The organism is Streptomyces sp. NPDC030183, assembly GCF_055573455.1.
Genome location: NZ_JBVIBK010000015.1, coordinates 183,896 through 197,755, shown reverse-complemented (window position 1 = coordinate 197,755; position 13,860 = coordinate 183,896). Strand labels below are relative to the sequence as shown.

Genomic DNA, 13,860 nt, shown 5'->3' with positions numbered 1-13,860 from the left:
ATCCGCGCCGGGCCGCCCCGCCCGCAGCCGTGCGGGCCGCGCCCGGTCGCGCCGCCGAGGCCCCGTGTCGTCAGCTCTGGGTGGCCCCCGCCGACGTGGAGACGGACGCGGTCGCGGACTTGCAGCTCGGCTGCTCGGCCATCGCCTGGCCCACCTCGCCCTTCTCCAGCTCCTTGAGCGCGTTGCTGCCGGTCTTGCTGAGCTTCTCCAGCTCCGTGGCCACACCTTCGAGGCCGTCCGCGAACTTCGCCTGGTCCTTGGTGTTCAGCGCGTCCGACTTCTTCTTCAGCTCGGCGTACGCGGTCGACAGCTGGTTCAGCTCCGCGACCGCGGCCTTCTGCTTCTTGTCCCCGTCCTCGACGTTCGGCGCCCCGGCCTGCTGGATGGCGGTCGCCATGGCCTTGTACGCGTCGGAGATGTCCTGGAAGCCCTGCGAGTCGGCCTTCTGGACGTCCGCCGGCGCGCTGTCGTCCGAGGTCTCCTTCTGGATCGAGGCGTTGGCCGCCGCGATCTTCTTGATCTGCGGCTGTACGTCGTCGCAGACCTGCTTGGCCCAGGAGTTCAGCTTGTCGTTCTTTCCGTCGTCGCTGCTGCACCCGGACAGCGCCAGTACCAGTACCGCACCGCCGGACAGTGCGGCCGTGAGCTTCTTGTTCACCGGATTGGTCCCTTCCGTGGCTCTCGGCCCCGGAACATACACGCAGGAGGGGAGCCACCTGTGTGCCGAGCCCCCTCTATCTATCATTTTGTAACCATTTGCACCAAGAGAGAGAAGGCTCACGGAGCCGTCGGCGCACACAGCGGGGCGGGCGGCCGGCACGTCAACACGCGCCGTCCGCCCGCCCTTTGAGCTGGGGTCTCGCCGGACCCGTCGTATGGCCGTCTACGAAACCACCGCTGGGTCCGCCGACTTGGCCAGTCGCTCGGAGTTGCCTTCGTCACCCACGGCGATGCCGCGCCGCTTGGAGACGTACACCGCACCGACGATCACGGCGATCGACAGGACGGCGATGGTGACGCGCAGCCCGACGCTCTTGTCCTCGCCGTAACTGAACTGGACGACGGCCGGAGCGATGAGCAGCGCGACCAGGTTCATCACCTTCAGCAGCGGGTTGATCGCCGGGCCCGCGGTGTCCTTGAACGGGTCGCCGACGGTGTCGCCGATGACGGTCGCGGCGTGGGCCTCACTGCCCTTGCCGCCGTGGTGGCCGTCCTCTACGAGCTTCTTGGCGTTGTCCCACGCGCCGCCGGAGTTGGCGAGGAACACCGCCATCAGCGTCCCGGTGCCGATCGCGCCCGCGAGGTAGGCGCCGAGCGCGCCGACCCCGAGCGTGAATCCGATCGCGATGGGCGCCATGACGGCGAGCAGACCGGGCGTGGCGAGTTCCCTGAGGGCGTCCTTGGTGCAGATGTCGACGACCCTGCCGTACTCCGGCTTCTCGCTGTAGTCCATGATCCCGGGCTTCTCGCGGAACTGCCGCCGGACCTCGTAGACCACGGCGCCCGCGGACCGCGAGACGGCGTTGATCGCCAGCCCCGAGAAGAGGAAGACGACCGCGGCACCCGCGACCAGTCCGACGAGGTTGTTGGGCTGCGAGATGTCCATCATCAGGTTCATGGGCGCGTCGGCGCCCGAGACCTTCTGGCCCACGTCGTTCGCCGCGGTGAGGATCGCGTCCCGGTACGAGCCGAACAGCGCCGCCGCCGCGAGCACGGCCGTGGCGATGGCGATGCCCTTGGTGATGGCCTTGGTGGTGTTGCCGACGGCGTCGAGGTCGGTGAGCACCTGCGCGCCCGCGCCCTCGACGTCGCCGGACATCTCGGCGATGCCCTGCGCGTTGTCGGAGACGGGTCCGAAGGTGTCCATGGCGACGATGACACCGACCGTGGTGAGCAGGCCGGTGCCGGCCAGCGCCACCGCGAACAGCGCGAGCATGATCGACGTGCCGCCGAGCAGGAACGCCCCGTACACGCCGAGACCGATCAGCAGGGCGGTGTAGACGGCCGATTCCAGACCGACGGAGATACCGGCGAGGACGACGGTGGCCGGGCCGGTGAGCGAGGTCTTGCCGATGTCCCGCACGGGACGCCGGGTGGTCTCGGTGAAGTAGCCGGTCAGTTGCTGGATCAGGGCGGCCAGCACGATGCCGATGGCCACCGCGACGAGCGCGAGGATCCGCGGGTCGCCGCCCTTGTCGAGGATCGCCTGGTCCCCGACGCCGTCCAGGCCGGCGTACGTCGACGGCAGGTAGGCGTAGACGGCGACGGCGACCAGGGCCAGGGAGATCACCGCGGAGATGAAGAAACCGCGGTTGATCGCGGACATACCGCTGCGGTCGCTCCGGCGTGGCGCCACCGCGAAGATGCCGACCATCGCGGTGAGGACGCCGATCGCGGGAACGATCAGCGGGAACGCGAGCCCGGCGTCACCGAAGGCCGCCTTGCCGAGGATCAACGCGGCGACGAGCGTCACCGCGTACGACTCGAAGAGGTCGGCCGCCATGCCCGCGCAGTCGCCGACGTTGTCGCCCACGTTGTCGGCGATGGTGGCGGCATTGCGCGGGTCGTCCTCCGGAATGCCCTGCTCGACCTTGCCGACCAGGTCGGCGCCGACGTCGGCCGCCTTGGTGAAGATGCCGCCGCCGACACGCATGAACATGGCGATGAGGGCGGCACCCAGGCCGAATCCCTCCAGCACCTTCGGCGCGTCGGCCGCGTACACGAGCACCACACAGGAGGCGCCCAGCAGACCGAGCCCCACCGTGAACATGCCGACGACGCCGCCCGTGCGAAATGCGATCTTCATCGCCTTGTGCGAAACCGTGGTGAGATCCTTTTCCGGCTCACCTTCCGCCGGTGTCGCCTCCCGGGCCGCCGCCGCGACGCGCACATTGCTGCGCACGGCGAGCCACATGCCGATATAACCGGTGGCCGCCGAGAACGCCGCGCCGATCAAGAAGAACACCGATCGTCCGGCGCGCTGATTCCAGTCGTCCGCGGGCAGCAGCATGAGCAGGAAGAACACGACGACGGCGAAAACGCCGAGGGTGCGCAGTTGCCGGGCCAGATAGGCGTTGGCGCCTTCCTGTACGGCAGCCGCGATCTTCTTCATGCTGTCGGTGCCCTCGCCCGCCGCGAGCACCTGGCGCACCAGGACTCCGGCGACGACGAGCGCGGCCAGCGCCACGACCCCGATCACCATGACGATGATCCGGTTGTCGTCGGTCAGCACTGCGGCTGCGAAGTTCGTGGGGTGGTCAAACCGCTGAGGGGTAGAAAGCCCCGCCATTCGTCCTCCTTGACGCTTGGGCTGAGCTCAAGATGTGGACGGATTCTAGGGAGCGGACCCTGATCAAAACAGTGCGCGGAAACGGAATTAGCCTTCGCATCCCCATCAGCAAATGATCCGCACCCGGCTACATTACTCGAAAGAAGTAACGCCTCAAAGGCATTGACGCTTGATCAAATTATCGCGTCATTGATCGTGAATTACTTCACGAATTCCGGAATCCCGATGAACGTTGATCGGAAGAAAAGGAAAGGGCCCTGCTCAGCAGGGCCCTTCGGGGTATTGCTCGACGTGGCGACGGAGTCAGGTCAGCACCGCGGTCGGCGGCGTGGTCGGCCAGCTCATACGGATGAGCCCGCCGTTCTCCCCGGTGGTGACCTCCATGTCGTCCACGAGGCCGCTGATGACCGCGAGGCCCATGTCGTCCTCCTCGCTGTCCGCCTCCGACTCGCCGCCGGCACCCGACGCCTTGTCGCCGGGGACGCTGTGGGGCGCCTCGTCGCCGACCTCGATGGAGAACTGCTTCTCGTCCTCGATCAGCGACACATGCACCGGCGCCGAGACACCACTGCTCCGGTGCAGCCCGACGGCACGGGTGCACGCCTCGCCGACGGCCAGCCTGACCTCGTCGAGGACGGCCTCGTCCACTCCGGCCCTGCGCGCCACCGCTGCCGCCACCAGTCGGGCGGTACGGACGTGCTCGGGCAGCGCGCTGAAGCGGAGCTCAACGGTGGCCATGCATCCCCCTCGGAACTACGGGCGTGCGGTCGAAGGGCCGGGCCCTCGGGCCCGGTCCCCTCACTTGACTTGTCAGTGGCTCCTCCGGGCGCGGGGCCCGGACGAACGTCGTCAGTCGGTGGCCGCCACCGCTTCGTCGACCGAGGTGTGAATGGGGAACACCTTGGTCAGACCGGTGATGCGGAAGATCTTCAAAATGCGCTCCTGGTTGCAGACCAGGCGCAGCGAGCCCTCGTGGGCCCGTACTCGCTTCAGGCCGCCCACCAGCACGCCGAGCCCGGTGGAGTCGAGGAAGTCGACGCCCTCCATGTCGACGACGAGGTGGAAACTCCCGTCGTTGACCAGCTCGACCAGCTGCTCACGCAGCTTGGGCGCGGTATAAACGTCGATTTCGCCACCGACCTCGACGACCGTACGATCGCCGACGGTACGGGTCGACAGGGACAGGTCCACGGATCCTCCAGCACCTTGCTATCGAGCGTTCGCCCCTCGGGACACCTCGGCTTGAAAGCCCCCGGGACGGTTCGCCAGCCGCGATGGCATTCAATCACTTACCGGCAGGCGTGCACGACGCCTTGGGTCCATTGTCCGTCACGCCGGTGACACACTCGGTGCCGATGGCCAAGAATCACCGATCCGATCGATCCTCGACGGACACCGCACCCAGCCCCTCGCCGGGCGAGGTCCTGGACCGGCTCGCCTCGGGCCCGAGCCGGGCTTCGCGCATCACTCATACGGAGCATGTGCCCCCGCGTGCGGGTCGGCATGCCGTCTGGCCGGACCGGATCCGCGCCGAGGTCGTCGCGGCCGTCCAGACCGCCGGAATCGAACATCCCTGGGCCCACCAGGCACGCGTCGCCGAGCACGCCCTCGACGGCGAGTCGGTGGTCGTCGCCACCGGCACCGCCTCCGGCAAGTCCCTGGCCTACCTCGCGCCCGTCCTGTCGTGCCTCCTGGACGGCTCCGAGGCGGCCAACGGGCGCGGGGCCACCGCCCTCTACCTGGCCCCCACCAAAGCGCTCGCGGCGGATCAGTGCCGATCGGTGAAGGAACTTTCACAACCTCTGGGCAATGCCGTACGCCCAGCCGTGTATGACGGCGACACCCCGGTCGAGGAACGCGAGTGGATCCGCCAGTACGCCAACTACGTCCTCACCAACCCCGACATGCTCCACCGGGGGATCCTCCCCTCCCACCCCCGCTGGTCCTCCTTCCTGCGCGCCCTCAAGTACGTCGTGATCGACGAGTGCCACACCTACCGCGGTGTCTTCGGCTCGCACGTCGCCCAGGTGCTGCGTCGCCTGCGCCGTCTGTGCGCCCGCTACGGCGCCGACCCCGTCTTCCTGCTGGCCTCCGCGACCGCCGCCGAGCCCTCCGTCGCCGCCTGCCGCCTCACCGGCGTCCGGGTGACCGAGGTCGCCGACGACGCCTCACCCCGCGGTGAACTGGTGTTCGCCCTCTGGGAGCCCCCGCTCACCGAGCTCCAGGGCGAGAAGGGCGCCCCCGTACGGCGTACCGCGACCGCCGAGACGGCCGACCTGCTGACCGACCTGACCGTCCAGGGCGTCCGCTCGGTCGCCTTCGTACGGTCCCGACGCGGCGCGGAGCTGATCTCGGTGATCACCCAGGAACGCCTCGCCGAGGTCGACCGCTCCCTGGCCCGGCGCGTGGCCGCCTACCGCGGCGGCTACCTCCCCGAGGAACGCCGCGCCCTGGAACGCGCCCTCCACTCCGGCGAACTCCTCGGCCTCGCCGCCACCACCGCCCTCGAACTCGGCGTCGACATCTCCGGCCTCGACGCCGTCCTCATCTCCGGCTACCCGGGCACCCGTGCCTCCCTGTGGCAGCAGGCGGGCCGCGCCGGGCGCTCGGGCCAGGGCGCCCTCGCCGTCCTCGTGGCCCGCGACGACCCGCTGGACACCTTCCTGGTCCACCATCCCGAGGCCCTGTTCGACCGACCGGTGGAGTCGACCGTCCTCGACCCCGACAACCCCTACGTCCTCGCCCCCCACCTGTGCGCGGCCGCCGCCGAGCTGCCCCTGACGGAGGACGACTTCGAGCTGTTCGGTCCCGCCTGCGAGGAGCTGCTGCCCCAGCTGGAGGCCGCGCAACTGCTCCGCCGCCGCACCAGGGCCTGGCACTGGACCCGCCGGGAACGGGCCGCCGACCTCGCCGACATCCGGGGCCAGGGCGGCCGCCCCGTCCAGGTCGTCGAGGCCGCCACCGGCCGTCTCCTCGGCACGGTCGACGCGGGCGCCGCCCACACCACCGTCCACGAGGGCGCGGTCCATCTGCACCAGGGCCGCACCTACCTGGTGCGCGAACTGGACCTGGACGACTCCGTCGCCCTCGTCGAACAGGCCGACCCGCCCTATTCGACGGTCGCCCGCGACACGACCTCCATCTCGGTCCTGGAGACGGACACCGAGATCCCCTGGGGCGACGGCCGGCTCTGCTACGGCTCCGTCGAAGTCACCAACCAGGTCGTCTCCTTCCTTCGACGCCGGCTCATCACCGGCGAGGTCCTGGGCGAGACCAAACTCGATCTCCCTCCTCGTACGCTGCGCACCCGGGCCGTGTGGTGGACCGTCACCGAGGACCAGCTCGACGCGGCCCGCATCAGCCCCGAGATCCTCGGCGGCGCCCTGCACGCCGCCGAGCACGCGTCGATCGGCATGCTGCCGCTCTTCGCCACCTGCGACCGCTGGGACATCGGCGGCGTCTCCGTACCGCTCCACCCCGACACCCTGCTGCCGACCGTCTTCGTCTACGACGGCCACCCGGGCGGCGCGGGCTTCGCCGAGCGCGCCTTCCACACGGCCGCCGCCTGGCTCGACGCCACCCGCCAGGCCATCGCCGCGTGCGAATGCGACGCCGGGTGCCCGTCCTGCATCCAGTCCCCCAAGTGCGGCAACGGCAACGACCCCTTGCACAAGAGGGGAGCGGTACGCCTCCTCACGGAACTGCTCCGGGGCGCTCCGAAGGAGGGCGGGGCGGCTTAGGGCAGAGGGTCAGGGACGGCTTTGGTCATCGAGGGCTCCGGAGGTGGGGGGCGGGGGCCGGCATCGGCGGGCCCGCTCTCGCCCTGGCCTCAGCAGTCAGCGGGCCGCTTCCCGACGCCGCAGTGACGTCGGAGATCTCTCCCTCCACCTCGCAGCGCACGACGCGGCTGCCCTGGGCCCGTGCCACCCTGGCAGCCGTCGCGCAGGCGCCCTCGCCGCCCTTCATCCAGTGATCGGCGGCAGCCAGCGCCGCGAGGTCGGCCGCGCCGGCCGCACGGTGCCGGACCACCACCGCCTGGCCCATCACGAGCACGGCACCGAACACGGCACACAGCACGACGAGCACACCGACGACCCAGACGGTCGCGGAGCCCCTGTCCGAACGCGCAGTCGACCGGGCGGTGGAGCGGTTGATCGAGCGGCCGACCGGGTGGGCAGTCGACTGCGCTCTCATCCGGCTCGTCCGGCTCGTCCGGCTCATCCGGCTCGTCCGGTCACTCATCCGGTCCCCACCCCCACGGTCTCCTCCGCCAGGGCCACGGCCGTGTGGCTCAGGTCCATGCCCAGGCCGCCGGGGCCCGGCGAGCGGGCCGAGACGACGACACGGACGTAGTCGCCGTCCCGGCCGACACTGACCCGCGCACCGTCGGGCGCCGCGCGCCGGGCCGCGGCCGCTACCGCGCCCGGCGGGTCCTGCCGGGCGGCGGCGCGGGCCCCGACCCGCGCCGCGTCCACGCACTGGATCTGGGCGCAGGCCGCGAGCAGGGCCCACACCAGGGCCATCGCGAACAGCACCAGCACGGGCAGGGCCATGGCCGCCTCGGCCGTCACGAACCCCTGATCGCCGCCCAGGGCCCTGCCGCGCCGCCGTGGCTCACGCCCCGCCACTGAGGGCCCGCCCGACGATGTCCTGCAGCTCCGCCTGGACCTGCCCGCTGGTCACCACCTTGTAGAGCACCGCGGCGAAGGCCACCGCCGCGATGATGCCGACGGCGTACTCGGACGTCACCATTCCCGCGTCCCTCCGTGCCGCTCGCACCCGACACATCAGGGCACGCATCAGCCGGACCCGCACCGCATCCCGTACTGCCTTGTACATCTCAACCCCCGTGAGGCTAGGTTCTGTCGCTCGTTCGCTTCGTAGTCGGTCAGCCGATCGGTCGATCCGTCGATCGGTCCTAGATCGGTCGTTGTTCGGTCCTAGATCGGTCAAGATCGGTCGTAGATCGGTAGTCGTCTCAGTCGGTCATCGCCCACCACCTCCTCCCAACAACCCGTCCGCCAGGCCGATGACCACCGGCAGCACTCCCACCGCGATGAAGGCGGGCAGGAAGCACAGGCCCACCGGGGCGGTGACCATCACGGCGGCTCGGCGGGCCCGTTCCGTCGCGGCGCGGCCCCAGTCGGCGCGGGCCTCGGCGGCGAGACGGGCGACCGGGGCGGCGGCCGGTACACCGGCCTGGTCGGCCCGTTCCAGAAGGCGGGCCAGCGGTCCCGCCCCGGGGAGGACGGCCAACGCGTGCCACGCGTCGGCAGGCTCGCCCCCGAGACGGGCCTCGGCCGCGCCTCTGGCCAGCCGCTCCCCCACCGGCCCGCCCAGGGCCTCACCGACGGCCTGTGCGGCCACGACAGGGCTCGCCCCGGCCGCGATGCAGGCCGCCAGCAGATCGGCGGCGAGGGGCAGTTGCCGGGCCGCCTCCGCCGCGTCGAACGCCTCCGTCGACGTGCCCTCCGTGTTCCGGGTCCGCCGGAGCCACTGCCAGACCCCCGTACCGGCAGCGAGCCCCAGCGCCAGCCCCAGGAGGCCGCCCATCAGCACCCACCCGGCGCACACCGCGCTGGCGACCGGCAGCCACCGCCGCACGGCGCCCTGCGGGGTAAGGGGCCGTCGGGGCGGAGCGGCGGCCAGGGCCAGGACCACGCCCAGCCGGGCGCGCAGCCGCCGTCGGCTTCGTGCGGCGGCCAGCGACCGGGCCGACCACCACAGGCCCACGAGGACGCACAGGGCCACCCCCAGTCTGTGGACAGCTTCCTCGGTCATGCCGCCTCCGCTCCCCGTACGATCCGGAGCGCCCACCACAGGCCGGCGCCCTCCAGCACCGCCCCGACCACCAGGCAGCCCAGCCCTGCCGCGCTGTGCAGCACCACGTGCAGCGGGTCGGCGCCGAGGGCGGTGCCCAGCAGCAGGCCCAGCACCGGGAGCCCGGCGAGCATCACCGCCGTCGAGCGGGAGCCGGCCAACTGGGCGCGCAGGTCGGCCCGTTGGTCGCGCTCGGCGCGCAGGGCACCCTCCAGGCGGTCGAGCCCGGCGGCGAGGCCCGCGCCCCGGTCGACGGCCACCCGCCAGCACGCGGCGAGCCCCAGCAGTCCGTCGGCGCCCGGCTGCCGTGCCGCGTCGGCGAGCGCACCCGGCACGTCCCCGCCGAACCGGGCCGCCGCCAGCACCACCGCCTGCGCCTCGCCCAGGCCGCCCGAGTCACGCGCGGCCCGCAGCAGCGCCTGCCCCGGCTGCCGCCCGGCCCGCACCTCCCCGGCGAGCGCCGCGCACAGCGCGACCACCGCTTCCCCGCGCCGCTCCCGGGCCCGGCGCTCCTGCGCCGCCCGGCGCACGCGCCGCAGCAGCGGCACCCCGGCCGCCCCCGCGAGGAGCGGCAGCACCGAGGCCCCCAGCAACGCGAGCAGCAGACCCGCCACCGGCGCCCACCACTCGAACCCGAGCCGCCGCACCCGGCCGACCACCCGCTGCCAGGGCGGCGGCCCGATCGCCCCGCCCCCGGCCAGCAGGGACCCGGCCCGTCGAGCGACGCTGTCCCGGCCGCCGCCCACCATCCAGGCCGCCGCCCCGGCACACACCATGGCCGCCCCTGCCGACGCCTCACCGAGCCCCGCCAAAGGACCCACCTCCTTCCGGCACTTCGCCCCGGAGCAGCCCCCGCAGCCGCTCCCAGCCCCGCTCGTACACGAACGCCTCCGCGCTCCAGCGCAGCGCGGGCACCGTCACCACCAGCCCCGACGCGTCGCGCTCCAGCACATGCACCTCGGCGATCCGGCGCCGCCCGCCCCGGTCCCGCACCAGGTGCAGGACCACCGACAGCGCGGCCGCCAACTGGCTGTGCAGCGCCGCCCGGTCGAGCCCCGCGGCCGTACCGAGCGCCTCCAGCCGGGCGGGCACCTGTCCGGCCGCGTTGGCGTGGAGGGTGCCGCAGCCGCCCTCGTGGCCCGTGTTCAGGGCGGCCAGCAGTGACACCACCTCAGGGCCGCGGACCTCCCCGACGACCAGCCGATCGGGGCGCATCCGCAACGCCTGGCGCACCAGGTCCTGGAGTTCGACGAGGCCGACGCCCTCCTGGTTGGCCGGTCTGCCCTCCAGCCGCACCACGTGGGGATGGTCGGGCCGCAGCTCCGCCGAGTCCTCGGCGAGCACGATCCGCTCCCCGGGGTCGACCAGGCCGAGCAGGGCGCTCAGCAGGGTTGTCTTGCCGGTGCCCGTGCCGCCGCTGATGACGTACGACAGCCGGGAGCGGATCAGTGCCCGCAGCACCCGGTCACCGCCCGGCGGTACCGTGCCCGCCGCCGCCAGTTCGTCGAGCGTGAACGCCCGTGGCCGGACGACTCGCAGCGACAGGCAAGTAGAGCCGACGGCCACCGGTGGCAGGACCGCGTGGAGCCGGGTGCCGTCGGGAAGCCGCGCGTCGACCCACGGTCGGGCGTCGTCGAGGCGGCGTCCGGCGACGGCCGCCAGGCGCTGCGCGAGCCGCCGTACGGCAGCCGCGTCGGGGAAGGAGATCCCGGTCAGCTCCAGGCCGCCGCCGCGGTCCACCCACACCCGGTCGGGCGCCGACACCAGCACATCGGTGACCGACGGGTCGGCGAGCAACGGCTCCAGCGGCCCGCTCCCCACCAGCTCCGATCGCAACCGCTCGGCCGCTCCGAGCACCTCGGCGTCCCCCAGCACCCTGCCCCGCTCCCGGAGCGCCTGTGCCACCCGGGCCGGCGTCGGCTCGGCCCCGCTCTCGACGAGCCACCGGCGCACACCGTCCAGCAGCCCGTCGTCGTCCAGGACCCCGTCATCCGCCATCGCCCTCACCAGCCCTCACCCCCGACCCACGCCGTCCCGCACCCGCGGCCCCGGAGCCCCAAGGCCGCGCACCACCGCCCGGCACCCGGCACTACGCACCCCTCACACCGCGCGCCCCCGTTCACACCGCCTCACTCCCCACGGCCACCCGATTCCAGAAGCCCTCGCAGAAGCGGGCGAGGGGTGCGCGGGGGATGCCTCCCGGCGGTTTCGCGCCCTCGTGGAGGCCCGGCTCGGTGGGGATCTCACCGGCGAGCGGGAGAGCGAGGAGGCGGGCGATGTCCTGGTCGCCGAGGCCCGGCGCGTACGGGCCCCGGACCGCCACGCGGAGGTCCCGCAGGACCATGCCGAAGGCGGAGGCGACCCGGGAGGCCGCCGCGACGGCGCGCAGCTCGGCAGGGACCACCAGCAGACCGATGTCGATCTGGGCGAGGGCCTCGGCGACGCCCTCGTCGATGCGGCGCGGCAGATCGACGACGACCGCCCCGCCGCGCCGTCGGCCGGCGGCCAGGACCGCGCGCACGGCCTGGGGCGGGATGGCGACGGCGTCGCCCCGGTCCCAGCTGAGGACCCGCAAGGAGTGCAGTTCGGGGAGGGACTCCTCCAGGGCGCCACCGCCGACCCGGCCGCGCGAGGCGGCGAACGCGGGCCAGCGCAGTCCCTCGGCGCTCTCTCCGCCGAGGAGTACGTCGAGCCCGCCGCCGAGCGGATCGGCGTCCACGAGGAGCGTGCGCCTGCCCTGCCGGGCCGAGGTAACGGCGAGCGCGCAGGCCAGGGTGGACGCCCCGGCGCCGCCGCGTCCCCCGATCACACCGACGGTGAGGGCGGGCCTGCCGACTCCTTCGGCGACGTCGGCGATGCGGTCGACGAGCCACTGTTCGCCGTCGGGCAGCATCAGCACGTGGTCCGCGCCGATCTCCACCGCGCGCTGCCAGACCCCGGAGTCGTCCTGGTCCTTGCCGACGAGCACGACCCCACGGCGGCGGACGGCCCCCCGCAGTCGGCGCGCCGCGTCGTCGCCGACGAGCACGAGCGGCGCCGCCTCCCAGCGGTCTCTGCCTTCCGGCACTCCGTGGTGGACCTCGGCTCGGGCGCCGGCGGCCGCGCACAGGCGCAGCAGGTCGTCCAGCAGGTCCACGTCCTCGGTGACGATCAACGGCCTGCCGGGCCGCCCCTCGGCGGCGGACCGCCGGTCGTCGGTGATGGCTCCCGCCATGATCTCCAGCCCCCTTCGCTGCGTCCCGCGCGGCGCCCGGGCCGCCCCTCGGCGCTCCCCGGCCGCCCGCCCGTGTCCGGACGCCCTGTTCAAGTCCTGTGTGAAGTGCCGGCCGCCGGCCGCCGAATGGGCGGTCGGCGGAAACCGGCCGAAGACGTCCGAGAAACGGAACCGGCCAGGAACTCGCCGCCGTCGGGACGCGCTGGAATCACGGTGCAGCGATCCCGGAAATCGTGTGGATCTTGGTCGAAAACTGTGGACAGCTCGACCGTTGTGAATATCGCCGTCACCCGAACAGACGATGCCCGTGCGGGCCTCGCAGCGCAGCGTGACGGCTACACACCGTGACGATTCCTCTGGGGGTACACAGAAATGCCCGCGAGGGCACGGGACGGCCTCACGGGCGGGAAGGGGAGGGGAAAATGCATCCGGACATGCGACGACCCCCGCCGGGGGGGAGAGCGGGGGTCGTCCCCACGGCCGACTCGGGGGGGGGAGGAGTCGGGCCGGGTTAGCACGGTCGCGAACGATCCGTGACTTCCATGGTGTACCCGAGAGCCCTCTCAGGCAAACCCACGCGCCCCACACTAGCCCGAATGGCGGGCGCATATGCTCAGCCCCGTGGAAAACCACTCCTTGCCCCGCACAGCGGCGTTCTTTGACCTGGACAAGACGGTCATTGCGAAGTCGAGCGCGCTCACGTTCAGCAAGTCGTTCTACCAAGGCGGCCTGATCAACCGCAGGGCCGCCCTGCGGACGGCATACACCCAGTTCGTGTTCCTCGCGGGCGGCGCCGACCACGACCAGATGGAGCGGATGCGGAAGTATCTCTCCGCGCTGTGCCGGGGCTGGAACGTCCAACAGGTGAAGGACATAGTCGCCGAGACCCTTCACGACCTGATCGACCCGATCATCTACGACGAGGCCGCCTCCCTGATCGAGGAGCACCACACCGCCGGACGGGACGTCGTGATCGTCTCGACGTCCGGCGCCGAGGTCGTCGAACCGATCGGCGAGTTGCTCGGCGCGGACCGCGTGGTGGCGACCCGGATGGTCGTCGGCGAGGACGGCTGCTTCACCGGTGAGGTGGAGTACTACGCGTACGGCCCGACCAAGGCCGAGGCGATCCGGGAGCTCGCCGAGTCCGAGGAGTACGACCTGGCGCACTGCTACGCGTACAGCGACTCGGCGACGGACCTGCCGATGCTGGAGGCGGTGGGGCACCCGCACGCGGTCAACCCGGACCGGACGCTCCGCAGGGAGGCTCTCGCGCGCGGGTGGCCGATTCTCGACTTCCACCGCCCCGTGCGGCTGAAGCAGCGACTCGCCGTCCGGCCCCGGCCCGCCCTGCTCGCGGTGGCCGCCATAGGAGCGGCGGCGGCCACCGCAGGCCTCGTCTGGTACGCGAGCCGGCGCCGGGTGGCGACCGCCTGACCGGACCCGGGGTGACCAGGGCCGATTCACCCTCATTGAATGCAAAAGTAAAGAAGCGCATCGAGGGGTTCCACTTGCTCCGGTCCTGGAGTAGAAAGGATTC

Annotated in this window: 13 protein-coding genes; 2 read left to right on the top strand and 11 right to left on the bottom strand. The window is 72.2% G+C overall.

Annotated features, from left to right (window positions below; all coding sequences use genetic code 11):
* Nucleotides 1-70: 70 nt before the first annotated feature.
* From ACZ4Z2_RS19990 to bldG, 4 genes are all read right to left on the bottom strand, one after another.
* Nucleotides 71-658, bottom strand: a complete 588-nt coding sequence (locus tag ACZ4Z2_RS19990) for a small secreted protein (protein ID WP_468077754.1) — start codon at nt 656-658, stop codon at nt 71-73.
* Between the two features lie 225 nt (nt 659-883).
* A complete protein-coding gene (locus tag ACZ4Z2_RS19985) occupies nt 884-3,289 on the bottom strand; it encodes a sodium-translocating pyrophosphatase (RefSeq protein ID WP_468077752.1) in 2,406 nt (801 codons plus the stop codon).
* 303 nt (nt 3,290-3,592) lie between these two features.
* On the bottom strand, nt 3,593-4,027 hold the full coding sequence (locus ACZ4Z2_RS19980; protein ID WP_468077750.1) for an ATP-binding protein: 435 nt from the start codon (nt 4,025-4,027) through the stop codon (nt 3,593-3,595).
* 111 nt (nt 4,028-4,138) lie between these two features.
* Nucleotides 4,139-4,480, bottom strand: a complete 342-nt coding sequence (bldG, locus tag ACZ4Z2_RS19975; RefSeq protein ID WP_005475923.1) for an anti-sigma factor antagonist BldG — start codon at nt 4,478-4,480, stop codon at nt 4,139-4,141.
* Between the two features lie 83 nt (nt 4,481-4,563).
* On the opposite strand from bldG, the gene ACZ4Z2_RS19970 reads away from it, so the two are divergent.
* Nucleotides 4,564-7,029, top strand: coding sequence for a DEAD/DEAH box helicase (locus ACZ4Z2_RS19970; RefSeq protein WP_468077748.1), 2,466 nt, complete (start codon nt 4,564-4,566; stop codon nt 7,027-7,029).
* 25 nt (nt 7,030-7,054) lie between these two features.
* Here the strand turns inward: ACZ4Z2_RS19970 and ACZ4Z2_RS19965 are convergent, their stop codons facing one another.
* From ACZ4Z2_RS19965 to ssd, 7 genes are all read right to left on the bottom strand, one after another.
* Nucleotides 7,055-7,483, bottom strand: a complete 429-nt coding sequence (locus ACZ4Z2_RS19965) for an Rv3654c family TadE-like protein (RefSeq protein WP_468077746.1) — start codon at nt 7,481-7,483, stop codon at nt 7,055-7,057.
* 44 nt (nt 7,484-7,527) lie between these two features.
* Nucleotides 7,528-7,860 carry a TadE family type IV pilus minor pilin gene (locus tag ACZ4Z2_RS19960; RefSeq protein ID WP_468077744.1) on the bottom strand — a complete coding sequence of 111 codons (333 nt, stop codon included), beginning with the start codon at nt 7,858-7,860 and terminating at the stop codon, nt 7,528-7,530.
* A 43-nt stretch (nt 7,861-7,903) separates the two neighbouring features.
* Nucleotides 7,904-8,128, bottom strand: a complete 225-nt coding sequence (locus ACZ4Z2_RS19955; protein ID WP_468077742.1) for a DUF4244 domain-containing protein — start codon at nt 8,126-8,128, stop codon at nt 7,904-7,906.
* 147 nt (nt 8,129-8,275) lie between these two features.
* Nucleotides 8,276-9,070, bottom strand: coding sequence for a type II secretion system F family protein (locus tag ACZ4Z2_RS19950; RefSeq protein ID WP_468077740.1), 795 nt, complete (start codon nt 9,068-9,070; stop codon nt 8,276-8,278).
* Nucleotides 9,067-9,885 carry a type II secretion system F family protein gene (locus ACZ4Z2_RS19945; RefSeq protein WP_468077804.1) on the bottom strand — a complete coding sequence of 273 codons (819 nt, stop codon included), beginning with the start codon at nt 9,883-9,885 and terminating at the stop codon, nt 9,067-9,069. The genes ACZ4Z2_RS19950 and ACZ4Z2_RS19945 overlap by 4 nt, the downstream gene beginning before the upstream one ends.
* A gap of 19 nt (nt 9,886-9,904) precedes the next feature.
* A complete protein-coding gene (locus ACZ4Z2_RS19940) occupies nt 9,905-11,107 on the bottom strand; it encodes a TadA family conjugal transfer-associated ATPase (RefSeq protein WP_468077738.1) in 1,203 nt (400 codons plus the stop codon).
* Nucleotides 11,108-11,228: 121 nt separating this feature from the next.
* Nucleotides 11,229-12,323, bottom strand: a complete 1,095-nt coding sequence (ssd, locus tag ACZ4Z2_RS19935; protein ID WP_468077736.1) for a septum site-determining protein Ssd — start codon at nt 12,321-12,323, stop codon at nt 11,229-11,231.
* A gap of 609 nt (nt 12,324-12,932) precedes the next feature.
* On the opposite strand from ssd, the gene ACZ4Z2_RS19930 reads away from it, so the two are divergent.
* Nucleotides 12,933-13,757 (top strand): HAD family hydrolase, encoded by an 825-nt coding sequence (locus tag ACZ4Z2_RS19930; RefSeq protein ID WP_468077734.1) that lies wholly within the window; start codon nt 12,933-12,935, stop codon nt 13,755-13,757.
* The last annotated feature ends 103 nt before the right edge of the window (nt 13,758-13,860 follow it).